Below are 15,160 nucleotides of genomic sequence, written 5' to 3' on the forward strand. Positions count from 1 at the left end.
CACCCGGGCTAGTTGTCGCAATCCTCCAGCGCCTCGCACAGCGCTGTCAGCCCCGCCGTCACCGTCTGTGCGCGCACCGCATGGCGGTCGCCGCCGAAGTTCTCGCGCCAGACCCGGGCCGGCCGGCCGGCATGCACCAGGGACAGCCAGACCGTGCCGACCGGCTTGGCCTCGCTGCCGCCACTGGGCCCGGCGACGCCGGTGACGGCCAGTGCCCAGTCGATGGGGGCATGGGCGAGCAGCCCGCGCGCCATGTGCTCGGCCACCTCGGCGCTGACGGCGCCGTGCAGTGCGATCAGGCCCTTGGGCACGCCCAGTAGTTCGGCCTTGGCCTCGTTGCTATAGCTGACGACACCGCGCTCGAACCATTGGCTGGAGCCCGCCAGGCTGGTGCAGGCCGCAGCGATGAGTCCGCCGGTGCAGCTTTCTGCCGTGCCTATGCGTTCGCGCCGCTGCATCAGGGCGACGGCGATGCGGTCGATCAGCTCGAGGTCGTTGGCGAACATGGCATCACCCCATGAAGTAGCGGTAGAGCGCGATGACGGCGAGCGTACAGCCGGCGGCGACGAAGTCGTCGAAGAGGATGCCGAAGCCCTGTGCCCAGGTGACGGGCGCGCCGCGCTCGCCCTTGAAGAGCCGGTCTGCCCAGCCCACCGGCCCCGGCTTGGCCGCATCGAAGAAGCGGAACAGGCTGAAGGCAACGAGCTGGCCGGTGAAGCCCGTCGGTGCAATCAGCCACAGGATGAGCCAGAAGGCCAGCACCTCATCCCAGACCACGGCGCTGGGGTCGGGCGTGTTCAGGTCGCGCGCCGTGCGTGTGCAGGCCCACCAGCCGACGACGGTGCCGCCGAGGATCAGCAGGGCCCAGGACAACTCACTCATCCACGGTGCAATGACGGCGAACACCAGCCAGGCCCACAACGTGCCGACGGTGCCAGGCGCTTTGGGCGCCAAGCCGCTGCCGAAGCCCAGCGCGATCCATCGCGCTGGGTGCTTCAGCATGAAGGCCGGCGTGGCGCGTTTCGGTGCGGTGCTCATGAGGCGAAATGGTCGTAGCCGCGCAGGCCGTGCGCGACGGCTGCGCCAAGTGCGTCCACGACGCGCAGGCCCGGCTCGGCTTCGATGCGGCCGATGCGCGTCAGCGCCACATCCACATCGGGTACGAGCGCACCGGGCGGCGCCGTGAAGACCAGCTCGTAGTCGTCGCCGCCGGCCAGCAGGCATTGTTGCTGCAGCGCCGCCGGCTGTGCGGCCAGCACGGCGCTGCGTGGCAACGCATCGACGTCCAGCCGCGCACCGACGCCTGAGGCGGCAAGGATGTGGCCGAGGTCGCCCAGCAGGCCGTCGGAGAGGTCCACGGCCGCGGTCGCGACGCCGCGCAGCGCCTGGCCCAGTGCCACGCGAGGCGTCGGGCTTTCCATCGCGACGCGCACGCTCTCGAAGTCGGCACCGTCCAGTGCCACCGTGCCGCGGAACACCTCCAGCGCCAAGCGCGCATCGCCCAGTCGTCCGGAGACCCAGACCTCGTCACCGGCCCTCGCGCCGCTGCGCAGCAGCGCCTGACCGGACGGCGCCTCGCCGAAGACGGTGATGCAGATGTTCAGCGGCCCCTGCGTCGTGTCTCCGCCAATGAGCGGGCAGCCGCTGGCGTCCGCCAGGCTCCAGAGGCCGCGCGCGAAGCCGGCCAGCCAGGCTTCGTCGACGCGCGGCAGGGCGAGGGCCAATGTGAAGCCTCGCGGCGTCGCGCCGCAGGCGGCCAGGTCGCTGAGGTTGACGGCCAGTGCCTTGTGGCCCAGCCGCGCCGGATCTACGGTGGACAGGAAGTGCCGCCCCTCGACCAGCATGTCGCTGGACACCAGCCAGCGTGAACCCGGCGTGGGTACGAGCACGGCACAGTCATCGCCTACTCCCACCTCGACGCCATGCCCGGGAAGGCGCTGGAAATAGCGCCGGATCAGATCGAACTCGCCCATGCCGCGATTAGACCTTGTGGAGATCCACACCAACCCGAGGCGGCTGCAGTGGCATGATTCCAAACCCGTCGGCCTCCTTGCGATCCCCGCCATGCTCAGCTCAGAAGAAAAACGCGCCCAACTCCGCCAGGCCGCTCTCGAATATCACGAGTTCCCGACCCCCGGCAAGATCGCCATCGCGGCGACCAAGTCACTGGTCAACCAGCGTGACCTGGCGCTGGCCTATTCGCCCGGCGTGGCGGCGGCCTGCGAGGAAATCGTGGCTGATCCGGCCAACGCCTTCCGATACACGTCACGCGGCAACCTCGTTGCCGTCGTCACCAACGGCACCGCCGTGCTGGGCCTGGGCGACATCGGGCCGCTGGCCTCCAAGCCGGTCATGGAAGGCAAGGGCGTGCTGTTCAAGAAGTTCGCCGGCATCGATGTCTTCGACCTGGAGGTCAACGAGCGAGACCTCGACAAGCTGGTGGACTGCATCGCTGCGCTTGAGCCCACCTTCGGCGGCATCAACCTCGAGGACATCAAGGCGCCGGACTGCTTCTACGTCGAGCGCAAGCTGCGCGAGCGCATGAAGATCCCTGTCTTCCACGACGACCAGCATGGCACGGCCATCGTCGTGGGCGCGGCGTTCCTGAACGGCCTCAAGGTCGTCGGCAAGGACGTCAAGGATGTCAAGCTCGTCACGTCCGGTGCCGGCGCCGCAGCGCTCGCCTGCTTGAACTTGCTTGTCAAGCTGGGCCTGCCGCGCGAGAACATCTTCGTCACCGATCTGGCCGGTGTCGTCTACGAGGGCCGTGCCGAGCTGATGGACCCGGACAAGGCCGAGTTCGCGCAGAAGACCGACGCGCGCTCCCTGCGCGAGGTCATCCAGGGCGCCGACGTCTTCCTGGGCTTGTCGGCCGGTGGTGTACTGAAGGCGGACATGGTCGCGACCATGGCTGACAAGCCGCTGATCTTCGCGCTGGCCAACCCGACGCCGGAGATCCTGCCCGAGGAGGTCAAGGCTGTGCGCGACGACGCGATCATGGCCACGGGCCGCACGGACTACCCCAATCAGGTCAACAACGTCCTGTGTTTCCCGTACATCTTTCGCGGTGCGCTGGACTCGGGAGCCACGACCATCAATGTCGAGATGGAGATCGCGGCCGTGCGGGCCATCGCTGAGCTGGCCCAGGCCGAGCAAAGCGAGGTGGTCGCCGCAGCCTATGCCGGCGCGACGCTGAGCTTTGGCCCCGAGTACCTGATCCCCAAGCCCTTCGACCCGCGTCTGATGATGCGCATCGCGCCGGCCGTGGCCCAGGCGGCCATGGATTCGGGCGTCGCCGTCCGGCCCATTATCGACTGGGACGCCTATCGCGAGAAGCTGCAGAGCTTTGTGTACGCCTCTGGCAACACGATGAAGCCCATCTTCACCGCAGCCAAGCGCGCGCCCAACAAGCGCGTCGCCTACGCCGAGGGTGAAGAGGAGCGAGTGCTGCGCGCGGCCCAGGTGGTGGTCGACGAGGGCCTTGCCCGCCCAACGCTGGTGGGTCGCCCGGCCGTCATCGCCGAGCGCTGCGAGCGCTTCGGCCTGCGCCTGCAGCAGGGCCGCGACTACGACGTCGTCAACGTCGAGCACGACGAGCGCTACCGCGACTACTGGCAGACCTATTTGCGCATGACCGAGCGCAAGGGCGTGACGCAGCAGCTCGCCAAGATCGAGATGCGCCGCCGCCTGACGCTGATCAGCAGCATGCTGCTGCACAAGGGCGAGGTGGACGGCATGCTGTGCGGCACCTGGGGCACGACCGCAACGCACCTGCACTACATCGACCAGGTCATTGGCCGGCGTGCCGGCGTGAAGACCTATGCGTGCATGAACGGGTTGATCCTGCCGGGCCGCCAGGTCATGCTGGTGGACACCCATGTGAACTACGACCCCAGCGCCGAGCAGCTCGCCGAAATCACCATCATGGCTGCTCAGGAAATGTGCCGCTTCGGCCTGGTGCCCAAGGCGGCCCTGCTGTCGCACAGCAACTTCGGCACCAGTGATAAGCCCTCGGCGGTGAAGATGCGCGACACGCTGGCCCTGATCCAGCAGCTCGCGCCCTGGCTGGAGGTCGATGGCGAGATGCACGGCGACACCGCCCTGGACGCCGGCTACCGCCGGCAGATCATGCCGCACAGCCCGCTGAGCGGCGAGGCCAACCTGCTGGTGCTGCCCAACATCGACGCCGCCAACATCTCCTACAACCTGCTGAAGACGGCAGCCGGTGGCGGCATCGCCATCGGCCCTGTGCTGCTCGGCGCTGCCAAGCCCGTGCACATCCTCACGCCGTCGGCAACTGTTCGGCGCATCGTCAACATGACGGCTCTGACCGTGGCCGACGCGAACGCTGCCCGCACCTGAGCGCCTGCGCAGTTCCAGGAGGGAACAGGGCCTGAGCGCCCTGGCTTCCCCAATTGACAGAAGTTTTCACAGCGAAAATTGCGTCACGAAGCCGTCATAACGTCATAAATAACAATGAATTGGCGGAGTGTGAGTGCATACTCACAAGAACCATTTCCGGACTCCGGCGGCAGGGTCCGGCTTGAGCTTTTTGGGCCCCTTCGGTACCATTACGGCTTTTCGTTCAGGGTAAACCCGTGTTTTTGCTCTCGTGGCTGGCGCGCTCTGGCGCCTCGGCGGCACTGTCCGCCCTGCTGCTCACCGGCTTGGCCGGCGGCGCGCAAGCCAAGGAAGCGCCCAGCAATGGGCTCTCCACCGCAACGCCCGTCCCGGCTGAAGTTCAGCTGAGCGAGCTGCCCGGCCAGGCTCAGGAAACGCACCGGCTGATTTTCGCCGGTGGCCCGTTCCCCTATGCCAAGGACGGCGTGGTGTTCGGCAATCGTGAGCGCTTGCTGCCCCGCAAGGCTCGCGGCTTCTACCGCGAATACACGGTCAAGACCCCTGGCGCACGCACGCGTGGCGCCCGCCGCATCGTCTGTGGCGGTACGCCTCCGACGAAGCCAGAGGCCTGTTACTACACCGACGATCACTATGCCAGCTTCAAGCGCATTCGCGATGGAGCGGCCCGGTGAGAGTCGAGGGATCGAAGCAGTTTTGTGACTTGAAAGGAGGAACGTGACCATGCTTTTGCAGACCGTCCGTCCCAATATCGTGCAGGCCATACGGGCCTACCGGGTCGAGGACTTGATGCAGGCCGCTCAAGAGGCGGGCCAGCATTTCCTGTATGCCAACCTGTCGGAAGCGCAGTCCAAGCAGGATGTGCTTGATGGCATTGCGCAGGCCTTTCTGTTCCCGGCGCATTTCGGCAAGAACCTGGACGCCCTGCATGACTGCATGACCGACCTCGTCCACAAGGCGGGCTCCCAGCCCGGCTTCGTCGTCGTGCTGGAACAGCTGCCCGACAACGTGCGCTTCGACCGGGAGGCTCGCGAGCAGTTGCTCGATGTCTTCCGCGACACGGCCGACTACTGGGCCGACAGGAAGATCGCCTTCCGGTGTTTCTATTCTTTTCAGTAGCCCGCTCCCAAGAAAACGGGTCATGGGAGCGGGCTGCTGAGGTGGCCCCGGTGGTTGAAAAGCCTGCGCCTAAGAGCGCGAAATCGACGATTGGCAATCCCAACTTCGGCGTGAACATGCCGATGATGTGCAGTGCCTTCGATACCTCGATGTGGCTCAACGCGGCCTGATGTCGCTCTGAGCGCTCGAGCCGGGAAACGGGACCTTCGGGTCCCGTTTTTCATTGGCGCGGCTGGATCTCCAGCGCCAACGCGACGAATTCGTCGACCGGCACTTCCTCGGCCCGCCGCTGCAGGTCGAAGTGGCCCGAGTAGCTGCGCTCCGCCAGCCACTTGCCCAGGCTGTGCCGCAGTAGCTTGCGCCGCTGCGAGAAGGCGCTGGCAACGAGCTCACCCAACAGTTTGGGGCTCACGGCCGGCGGCGTCTTCAGTGGCTGCATGCGCACGATCGCCGAGTCCACGCGCGGCGGCGGATCGAAGGCCTCCGGGGGCACGTCCAGCACCGACTCGATGTCGTAGCGCCACTGCAGCATCACGCTCAGCCGCCCATAGTCCTTGCCACCCGGCCCGGCGGCCATGCGGTCCACCACTTCCTTTTGCAGCATGAAGTGCTGGTCGACAACGTCGTCCACCGCGTCCAGCAGATGGAACAGGATGGGCGTGGAGATGTTGTAGGGCAGGTTGCCAACAACGCGCAGCCGGGCGCCCTTTGCGGCTGCCAGGGCCTTGAAGTCCACCTTGAGCACGTCGCTCTCGATGACCTCGACGTCATCGCGCTTGCGCAGCCGCGCCGCGAGGTCGCGGTCCAGCTCGATGACGGTCAGTGGTTTGTGTCGTTCCAGCAGCGGCAGCGTCATCGCGCCCAGGCCGGGGCCGATCTCCACCAGGGTGTCGCCGGGTTGCGGAGCGATCAGGTCGATGATGGCGTCGATCAGCACCGCATCGGTCAGGAAGTGCTGGCCGAAGCGCTTTCTCGGAATGTGTGACTTCATGACTTACCCAGCAACTGCCATGGAGCCGGCTTTGCCGGGCCACTGGCAGTGCTCCCCCGCGGGCGTGCGCAGCGCGCAGGGGGCGCAGACTAATCCAGCCATTCGCGCACTTCGACGAAGGCCTTGGTGCGCAGGTCCTTGACCCACTCCTGGTAGGCCTCGTCGTATTTCTGCTCGCGCAGCGCGCTGCGGGCTTGGTCGCGCAACTGTTTCATCTCGACCTCGACCGTACGGCGCTCCAGCACCTGGATCAGGTGCACGCCGAAGCGCGACACGACGGGGCCGGAGATGCCGTTCAGCGGCAGCGCGTTCATCGCCTCCTCGAACTCGGGCACGAAGCCGCCGGCGCCCATCCAGCCCAGGTCACCGCCCTCGGGGGCGCTGCCGTCCTCGGAGTTGGCCTTGGCGACGTCCTCGAACTTGGCCTGACCGCTCTCGATCTGGCGCTTCATCTCCGCCAGTCGCCGCGCGGCGACTTCCGCCGTGAGCTGGGCCGATGGGCGCAGCAGGATGTGGCGGGCGTGAGTCTGCAGGCTCTGAGTCAGCGATGCTCCGCCCTGGCGCTCGACGATCTTGAGGATGTGGAAGCCGGCGCCGCTGCGCAGCAGCTCGGGCGCCACCTCGCCGTTCTTCAGGCCCTTGACGGCATGGACGAAGACATCGGGCAGGCGATCAGCCGGGCGCAGGCCGATCTCGCCGCCGCGCGCCTTGTTGCCGTCCTCGGAAACCTCTCGGGCGACCTTCGCGAAGTCCTCGCCGCCCTTGATGCGGGCCAGTGCCGCCTCGGCGCGAGCGCGCCTTTCCGTCACGACAGCTTCGGCGGCCCCATCGGGTACGGTCACCAGCACCTGGGCCAGGTTGATCATGCCGCCGCCGGCCAAGTCGGCGCGCTTCTTGTCCAGATAGGCATCGATCTCGGTGTCGGTCACCTTGATGCGGCCCTGCACCTCGCGCTCGCGCACGCGCTCGGTCATCATCTGGTCGCGCAGGTTCTCGCGGAAGCTCTTGTAGTCGGTGCCATCCTGCTTGAGGCGTTCGCGCAGCTGATCCATCGTCAGCTTGTTCTGCGCGGCCACGTTGGCGACGACACGATCCAGCTCCACCTCATCCACGCGCGGGCCGTTCTCGCGGGCGTAGGTGACGAGGACACGGTCCAAGATCAGCGCCTCCAGCGCCTGCTTGCGCAGGCCGGTGGTCTCGGGCATGACTTCACCGCGCTGGCGGGCTTCCTGGCGCAGCCGCTCGGTGCGCTGGACGACCTCGCTGGCAGCCACGACGTCCTGGTTGACGACGGCGGCGATGTAGTCCCCCGGTTGCAGCGTGGGAGCCTGGGCCGAGGCCTGGAAGGCGGCCAGGGCCAGCGTCACGGCGAGGAAGGGGGGGGCGAGGCGATGCATCATGGTTGGAAGTCTGAACTCGGCGAGCGGTCGGAGCTCAGCCTGCGGTAACCGGGCACATTGTCCTTCAAGACCTTGAGGGCGTTGGAGCCCAGCTGCGACAGGCCCACCAGCTCCAGCTGCAGCATCAGCCGCGTGTTGGTTTCGGCGCGGCCCGTGGACAGGCGTTCGACGCCCCAGCGCAACACCCAGCAGCCAGCGTCGTACTCGAAGCCAACGACGGAATCTGTCAGGCGGCGGTCGCGCAGCGAGTACTGCACGCGGCCGGCGCTGTACCAGGCGCCACCGCATGACTTGCTGTCGGCGCCGCGCGAGGTGATCGGCGTGCCGTACAGCGGCCATTGCCAGGCCAACTCGACCTGCTCGCTCTGCGCCCGCGCCAGCCGGTAGGCGACGCTGACCGTCTTGAACGGTCCCGGCGAGTAGCGCGCGCGCAGCACCGAGCGCACCGAGCGGTTGGTCTCCGGGTTGAACTCCAGCGTACCGTCGGCCCACCATCTCTCATCCAGGTGGGCGGCGGCGGCCAGCAGCAGGTCCGAGAAGCGCTGCGTGACGGGCTGGCCGTCGGGAGTGATCTTCTGGTCGCGGAACAGGAAGCGCTGCACGGCACCCAGGCGCAGGATCTCCTCACCCGAACTTGCGCCAATCCATCGGCTGGTCGCGCCCACGCTCAATGCGTGCAGGTCCGACACGCGGTCCACGCCCGAGAACTGGTTGTCGGTGTAGATCGAATCGAAGTTGAAGTCCTTGGGCGCCGAGTCGAAGTTGGGCAGGTTGCTCTGGTCGCGGAAGGGCGTGTTCACGTAGAACAGGCGCGGCTCCAGGCTCTGGCGGTAGTCGCGGCCGAACAGCGTCGTATCGCGCTCGAACACCCAGCCATGGTCAATGCTCAGCGTCGGGATGACGCGACCCATGCGGCGGCGGCCGTCTGCCTGTGGGCGGTCCAGGTCATAGGCGGCCACGTTGAAGGAGGCGCGTGGGATGAACCACCAGGCCTCGCCGCCCAGCGGCGCCGCCACATGGCCCAGCGCGTGCACGCGCTGGCCGCCGCCTGGCTGTCCAGCCCGCGCCGAGCCGGGCAGGTCGAAGCGGTTGTACTCCAGCTCCAGGCCGCCCTCAAGCCGTGCTTTGCGACCCCAGGGGCGGAAACTGTCCAGCACGGCCTCGTCGGCCGCGGTCGTCAGGCGCGCACCGATCTGCGGGCTGCGCTGGTATGGCGAGTCGAACTGGGCCGTCACGTCCGTACCCTGCAACGTCTGCCAGCGTTGCACGCGGCCATAGGTGTCGATCGCGCCCCAGGACAGCTCGCGGTGGCGGCTGATGTTGAAGTCGCTGGCCATGAGGCGGGGCGTCTGGCTCTCGACGCGGCGCGACATGTCCTTCCAGTAGTCGTCGTCGGAGACCCGTTCGCTGCGGAATCGATAGCGCCAGTCGCCGAAGTTGCCGTCGTTGTTGAGTTTGAGGCTCCAGCGCGAGTGGCCGAACACGCGGTCGCTGGGCAGCAGGTCGACGTTGATGCGGCCAGCATGTCCGGGCTCAAGGTAGCGGAACTCGCTGTCCAGGCCCACGCCACGCTTGGTCATGACGAAGGGCGTGAAGGTCGCGTCCCGCTGCGGCGCGATGTTCCAGTAATAGGGCACGCCGGTCTCTAGGCCGCCGCGGTTGTCCAGGAAGATATTGGGGGGCAGCCAGCCTGACTTGCGCGCCGAGCTGAGCGGAAAAGTCATGGACGGCGCGGCCAGGATGGGCACGCCCAGGAAGCGCAGCACCGCACCATCGGCCTCGCCCTCGTTGGCGGCCAGGTCCATGCGCAGCTGCTTGGCCGTGATCTGCCATGCCGGCTCCTGGTTCTCTACCGCCGGGCAGCTGCTGTAGCTGCCGTCGGACGCGCTCATGTGTTCACTGTCCTGGAACTTCAGCACCTTGGCCTTGCCGGCGCCGCCGGTCGCAGCGAGCAGGAAATGCGGCGTCAGGAACTCGCCCTCGAACCGGCTCACGTACAGCTGCAGCAGCGGGCCGGTGAAGACATTGCCGTTGTGATTGATTCGGACGTTGCCCTCGGCCCGCGCAAAGTCGTCGACGACGCGGTAGTCGAGCTTGTCGGTGTTCATCACCAGCTCGCCGTAGCGCAGCTCCACGCCCTCGCGTCCCTGCGCCTGCTGGTCCACCTGGGCAGACAACTGGCCGGCCGTGATGACCAGGGCTGGTTTGGCGGCGCCGGGCCTGGAGGGTGCCGCCAGCACACGGCTGCCGCGCAGCGGCAGTGCGGCGTCGGAGGACTGCTGCGCCGACGCCTCGCCCCAGGCGCACAGGGCCAGGGCGAGCAGTGGGGACAGCGGGGCGGGGCGAAGGAGGCGGGGCGAGCGCGACACAGGCAGCGGAAGGCTCGGAGTCGGTGAGGATGCCGGGGCCGGCGGTTCTTAGAATTTGATTATCCACGAGGGCTTTCCCCCCATGACGCTGCCGACCTCCGCCTTGATCCAGGACCTGCAAACCCATCCCGAAGACGCGGACCGCCTGATGCGCGCAGCTTGTGCCGAGTTGCGCGCCAGCCCGGCTGATGCCACGCCGGTCGATGCGGCCGCGCTACGCGCAGGTCTGGCCCGCATCGCCGACTCCGGGCTCGATGCCGTGTTGCAGCACCTGCTCGACGACGCGCCAGGAGGCGCCGTCACAGACCGTATCGGCGCGCTGCTGCGTGCGCCCGAGCTGGCCTGGGACGAAGCGCAGGAGATCGACTGGGCCGTGCGCCACTGGGAGGCCAGCCGCGCGGACGGCCTGCTCGATGAGGGGCTGGCGGCCGATTTCGGCGAGTATTGGCGTCGGCTGGAGTGGAGCGCGTTGCGCCAGCATCTGGCACTGGTGGGCCAGGACCATCCGGAGCAACGCCGGTTGCTGGCTTACATCGTCAAGACCGCATCGCGCTACGTCGCGCTGGCGCCGCTGAAGCGGGCCATGGAGGCGCGCTTTCCCGAGTTCTTCGAGCTGGGGTTCAGCCTGCGCTAGGGCAGGTGGCGCAGCCCGCCGCCACCAGCCACGGGTCCTTGTCCTCGCCGCCGAAGATCTCGAGCAGGAAGTCGAGGAAGGCCCGCGTGCGTGCCGGAACGTACTTGCGCGTCGGCATGCCGGCCCACAAGGTGGTGCCGAACAGCCGCCACTGTGGCATGACCCGCTCCAGCGCCTGCTCCAGCAGCGCGTCCTCCACCATAAAGCTGGGCAGGCCGGCCACGCCCAGGCCGTGCAGGGCAGCGGCGTAGTTGGTGTCCATGTGCGTCGTCGACAGCGTTGCGCGCGAGGGCACGATGGGCAGCGTGATCTCCTCCGCGCCGTCGCCGCGTTGCAGTGTGAGGCCACGCATCAGCGAGGGCGTCGGAGGCAGCAGTGCGTCGTGCTTTTTCAGTTCGCTGGGGTGCTGGGGCCGGCCCCGCTGGTCGAGATAGTCGGGCGAGGCGCACAGGATGAATTCGCTGCGCGCCAGACGCCGGGCGATGAAGTCGCCATCCAGCGGCTCTCGGGATAGGAAGATGGTCAGGTCGTAGCCGTCGTCCACCGTCTCGACGGGGCCGGGTGAGACGATCTCAAGTGTCACCAGCGGATAGGCGCGGTGGAACTTGGGCAGGTGCTTGGCCAACTGGTGCACCGCGATGGCCGGCGGGCACAGCACACGCAGCAGGCCCCGGACCTCCTGCGTGGCCGAGGCGGCCAGGGCCGCAGCCTCGTCCACGTCGGCCAGGATGCGCCGCGCCCGTTCCAGGTAGGCCTCTCCGATTTCCGTCAACGACAGCCGCCGCGTCGTGCGATTCAGCAGCCGTGTGCCGAGGTGGTCTTCCAGCTCGGCGATGAGGCGGGTGACAACGGCCGGCGCGAGGTCCAGCGCCCGGGCTGCGGCCGCGAAGCTGCCTTCGTCGATGACGCGGACAAAGACCTTGATGGCGCGGAGCTGGTCCATCCTTCAGGTCAGGGATGCGCCGCCATCACTTGTGCGACCGCGGCCGTCAGGCGCTTGCCGTAAGGCACATGCAGGAACTCGTTGGGGCCATGGGCATTGCTCTTCGGACCCAGCACGCCGCAGACCATCATCTGCGCGGCCGGGAAGCCTTTTTGCAGCATGCTCATCAGCGGGATGGTGCCGCCCTGGCCGATGTAGCCGACCGGCGCGCCGAAGTGGGCGAGACTGGCGTCGTTGAGCGCCTGGCTCAGCCAGGGCGACAGGTCGGGGGTGTTCCAGCCGGTGGCACCGAAGGCACCGGCGCGGCCGTCGGGTACAAAGCTGACCTTGGCGTTGTAGGGTGCGTTGTCCTCCAGCAGCGCCTTCAGCTCCAGCGCCGCGGCGTTGCCGTCGATCAGTGGCGGTAGACGCAAGGACAGCTTGAAGGCCGTGTAGGGCCGCAGCACGTTGCCGGCGTTCTTCAGTTCTGGAAAGCCGTCGGCGCCCACCACCGACAGCGTCGGCCGCCACGTGCGGTTCAACAGCACCTCGACCGGATCGGTCGTCACCGGCAGCACGGGGCCGCCGTCCGCACCACAGGCCCAGGGCATGCGCTTGTAGACCTCGTCCTTCAGGATGGCTGCCGTCGCGCGCGCCTGCTCCAGGCGAGCGCCGGGGATCTCGCAGTGAAAGCTCTCGGGCAGCAGCCGCCCGGTCTTGCTGTCCTCCAACCGGTCCAGGACCTGGCGCAGGATGCGAAAGCTCGACGGCACGGCGCCTGATGCGTCGCCGCTGTGGATGCCCTCGGTCAGCACCTCGACCTTGAGCACGCCCGACACCATCCCGCGCAGCGAGGTCGTCAGCCACAGCTGGTCGTAGTTGCCGGCGCCAGAGTCCAGGCAGACGACAAGCGACACATTGCCCAGGCGGGGCTTGAGCAGGTCGATGTAGGCCGGCAGGTCGAAGCTGCCGCTCTCCTCGCAGGTCTCGATGACGCCCACACAGCGCGGACGCGGGATGCCCTGCTGATCCAGCGCCATGATGGCCGTCAGCGACGCATAGACCGCATAGCCGTCGTCCGCGCCGCCGCGGCCATACAGCAGGCCGTCCTCGTACTTGGGCGTCCACGGCCCCAGGTCGCTGCGCCAGCCGCTGAACTCGGGCTGCTTGTCCAGGTGGCCGTAAAGGACGATGGTGTTATCGCATCCAGCCTTGGTGGCCGGCACCTCGAAGAAGATGACCGGCGTGCGCCCAGGGATGCGCACCACCTCGAGCTTGAGGCCCGCGACCTTCTTGCTCTCCACCCAGGCGGCGGCCTGCGTCAGCACCTTCTCGATGTAGCCATGCGCCGCCCAGTCGGCATCGAACATCGGGCTCTTGGCGGGAATGGCGATGTAGTCGGTCAGGGCCGGGACGATTTCCTCGTCCCAGATCGCAGACGCGAATGCGCCCAGCGCGCTGGCCTCGTCGGCTTGCAGAGGCAGGTTGGGATCACGGGCATTCATGGCTTACTCCGGGGTGTCGCTGACACATTCGACGAGTTTAGGCGCTCCCATAATGGGCCACTGCTCCGTCGCCCATGCGCCTGACCCGCCTATTCCTTCTGACGACCGGACTCCTGCTCAGCCTGGTGACCGTGCTGCTGCTGCGTTCCGCCTGGGCCGACTGGCGCACCGTCGTGACGGCTGAGACTGGCCTGGTGGCCATGCAGCGCGCCTACCTTGCCATGAAGGTGGCGGAGAAGGCTTCGGCCGAGCGCGGGCCTGCCAACCAGGTGCTCAGCGATGGCGAGCCCGTCGATCCGGCCAAGCGAGCCCGGCTGGCCGAGTTTCGCCGCGCCACAGATGCGGCATTCGATACAGCCGGCGCGGCGCTTGCCGATGCGCGGGACGGTGCTGCCGCCACCGGCCTGGCGGAGCTGCGCCAGGCGCGCGAGGAGCTCGTGCGAGCCAGGACCGAGGTGGACCGCGTTGCCGGGCTGCCCTCTGCCCTGCGCAGCGCGCCCGGCGCGCGTGTGACGCGTGGGCCGGTCGATCGCATGTTCGCCGTCGTCGACACCTTGTTCGGCAGCGTGACGACGCTGTCCGCCGAGGCCGAGACCATCTACCCTGAGCTGGCCCTGCCTCTGGTCGGCGCGCGCTACGCTGCCGAGCTGCGCGAGTACGCGGGCCGACTCGGATCGGAGTTCAACACGCCGCTGGCGACGCGCGCGCCGCTGACTCGCGGCGAGCAGCACGCCATCCAGCGGCTCGAAGGTCGCATCGAGCAGCTGCGCCGCCTCATCAGCCTGCAGGTCCGGCGCGCTGATGCGCCACTGCGTGATGCTGTCGAGCGCATGGAGGCGCGTTACTTCGGGGAGGACTTGCCCTTTGTGCATGAGCTGACCGAGCGCGGCCAGGCCGGCCAGGCGTATGGCGTCGACGCCGCGGCCTTCGTGGCCCGCTACGTGCCGCCCATGCAGAGCATCGTCGAGCTGCGGGATACGCTGTTCGAGGCCGGACGGCAGGCGGCCGGCGCGCGCGTGGCCGCCACGCGCGAACGTCTCGTCGTCAATGTTGCGCTGGGAGTGGCCGTGCTGTGCATCGAGCTGGGCGTCTTCCTCCTCATCCGCCACCGCGTGCTGATGCCCCTGCTCAGCAGCACGCGGACTATGACGGCCATCATGCAGGGCCGCGTGCCACCGTCCGACCATGAGGCGCCGGCCGAGCGCCACGACGAGATCGGCGCCATGCAACGCGCCGTGGCGGCGTTGCGCGACGCCACGCTGCGCAGCCGCGCGCTGGAGGCGGAGCGCGAGCAGCTCATCGAGCGGCTACGTGTTGCCAGCGACACCGACTTCCTGACCGGCCTGCCCAACCGTCGCGCCTTTGCCGAGCGGGCCGGAGGCCTGCTGGCTCAGGCGCGCCGCCATGGCTGGCCCGTGGCGCTGCTGGTCTTCGACCTGGACCACTTCAAGCGTATCAATGACCAGCACGGCCACCTGGTAGGTGATCAGGTGCTGCGTGCCGCTGCGGCCATCGCCCGCGACGAGATCCGCCAAGGCGAGCTGCTGGCCCGCCATGGCGGCGAAGAGTTCGTCATGCTGGCGCCAAACTGCGGCCCCGACCAAGCCCTGCAGCTCGCCGAGCGCCTGCGTACGACACTGGCTGACACGCCCATCACGACGGCCGAAGGCCTGACGCTTCGCATCAGTGCCAGCTTCGGCGTGGCCTGCGCCAAGGCACGCGAGCTGGTCGACCTGGACCGCCTGTTCCACGATGCCGACCAGGCCCTCTATGCCGCCAAAGCACAGGGGCGCAACTGCGTGGTCCGCGCCGGCGCGCTGACGCAATCCGTGCGCAACGCTGGCTGATGCCACGCTTGCCG

Annotated in this window: 13 protein-coding genes; 5 read left to right on the top strand and 8 right to left on the bottom strand. The window is 67.9% G+C overall.

The window, feature by feature from the left end; translation table 11 throughout:
* Positions 1-8: 8 nt before the first annotated feature.
* Genes QM732_RS25490 through thiL form a run of 3 tightly spaced genes read right to left on the bottom strand, consistent with a single transcriptional unit; the run spans position 9 to position 1,973 of the window.
* Complete coding sequence (locus QM732_RS25490) at positions 9-506, bottom strand: CinA family protein (RefSeq protein WP_415658881.1); 498 nt, start codon at positions 504-506, stop codon at positions 9-11.
* Between the two features lie 4 nt (positions 507-510).
* The gene (locus QM732_RS25495; RefSeq protein WP_415658882.1) at positions 511-1,038 is read right to left on the bottom strand and encodes a phosphatidylglycerophosphatase A; all 528 of its coding nucleotides are present in this window, start codon (positions 1,036-1,038) and stop codon (positions 511-513) included.
* A complete protein-coding gene (thiL, locus tag QM732_RS25500) occupies positions 1,035-1,973 on the bottom strand; it encodes a thiamine-phosphate kinase (RefSeq protein ID WP_415658883.1) in 939 nt (312 codons plus the stop codon). Before thiL ends, QM732_RS25495 begins: the two co-directional genes overlap by 4 nt.
* A gap of 91 nt (positions 1,974-2,064) precedes the next feature.
* On the opposite strand from thiL, the gene QM732_RS25505 reads away from it, so the two are divergent.
* The 3 genes from QM732_RS25505 to QM732_RS25515 all read left to right on the top strand — a co-directional run bounded on the left by QM732_RS25505 (position 2,065) and on the right by QM732_RS25515 (position 5,478).
* Complete coding sequence (locus tag QM732_RS25505) at positions 2,065-4,362, top strand: NADP-dependent malic enzyme (protein ID WP_415658884.1); 2,298 nt, start codon at positions 2,065-2,067, stop codon at positions 4,360-4,362.
* Between the two features lie 236 nt (positions 4,363-4,598).
* Positions 4,599-5,033: a ribonuclease domain-containing protein gene (locus QM732_RS25510; protein WP_415658885.1), complete on the top strand. Its 435-nt coding sequence runs from the start codon at positions 4,599-4,601 to the stop codon at positions 5,031-5,033.
* Between the two features lie 49 nt (positions 5,034-5,082).
* Positions 5,083-5,478 carry a barstar family protein gene (locus QM732_RS25515; RefSeq protein WP_056268781.1) on the top strand — a complete coding sequence of 132 codons (396 nt, stop codon included), beginning with the start codon at positions 5,083-5,085 and terminating at the stop codon, positions 5,476-5,478.
* 220 nt (positions 5,479-5,698) lie between these two features.
* Here QM732_RS25515 and rsmA read toward each other — a convergent pair whose 3' ends face one another.
* The 3 genes from rsmA to QM732_RS25530 form a co-directional block, all read right to left on the bottom strand.
* Positions 5,699-6,469 carry a 16S rRNA (adenine(1518)-N(6)/adenine(1519)-N(6))-dimethyltransferase RsmA gene (rsmA, locus tag QM732_RS25520; protein WP_415658886.1) on the bottom strand — a complete coding sequence of 257 codons (771 nt, stop codon included), beginning with the start codon at positions 6,467-6,469 and terminating at the stop codon, positions 5,699-5,701.
* An 89-nt stretch (positions 6,470-6,558) separates the two neighbouring features.
* Positions 6,559-7,869 carry a peptidylprolyl isomerase gene (locus QM732_RS25525; RefSeq protein ID WP_415658887.1) on the bottom strand — a complete coding sequence of 437 codons (1,311 nt, stop codon included), beginning with the start codon at positions 7,867-7,869 and terminating at the stop codon, positions 6,559-6,561.
* On the bottom strand, positions 7,866-10,238 hold the full coding sequence (locus QM732_RS25530; protein WP_415658888.1) for an LPS-assembly protein LptD: 2,373 nt from the start codon (positions 10,236-10,238) through the stop codon (positions 7,866-7,868). Before QM732_RS25530 ends, QM732_RS25525 begins: the two co-directional genes overlap by 4 nt.
* Before the next feature lie 82 nt (positions 10,239-10,320).
* Here QM732_RS25530 and QM732_RS25535 point away from each other — a divergent pair, with 82 nt between their 5' ends.
* Positions 10,321-10,872 carry a hypothetical protein gene (locus tag QM732_RS25535; protein WP_415658889.1) on the top strand — a complete coding sequence of 184 codons (552 nt, stop codon included), beginning with the start codon at positions 10,321-10,323 and terminating at the stop codon, positions 10,870-10,872.
* On the opposite strand, the gene QM732_RS25540 is transcribed toward QM732_RS25535, so the two are convergent.
* Complete coding sequence (locus QM732_RS25540; RefSeq protein WP_415658890.1) at positions 10,859-11,815, bottom strand: LysR substrate-binding domain-containing protein; 957 nt, start codon at positions 11,813-11,815, stop codon at positions 10,859-10,861. The two genes, QM732_RS25535 and QM732_RS25540, sit on opposite strands and share 14 nt — an antisense overlap.
* Before the next feature lie 8 nt (positions 11,816-11,823).
* Positions 11,824-13,299 carry a M20 family metallopeptidase gene (locus QM732_RS25545; protein WP_415658891.1) on the bottom strand — a complete coding sequence of 492 codons (1,476 nt, stop codon included), beginning with the start codon at positions 13,297-13,299 and terminating at the stop codon, positions 11,824-11,826.
* 74 nt (positions 13,300-13,373) lie between these two features.
* On the opposite strand from QM732_RS25545, the gene QM732_RS25550 reads away from it, so the two are divergent.
* The gene (locus QM732_RS25550; protein ID WP_415658892.1) at positions 13,374-15,146 is read left to right on the top strand and encodes a diguanylate cyclase; all 1,773 of its coding nucleotides are present in this window, start codon (positions 13,374-13,376) and stop codon (positions 15,144-15,146) included.
* Positions 15,147-15,160 lie beyond the last annotated feature (14 nt).

This window comes from Roseateles sp. (assembly GCF_047654805.1).
GTDB lineage: Bacteria > Pseudomonadota > Gammaproteobacteria > Burkholderiales > Burkholderiaceae_C > Pelomonas.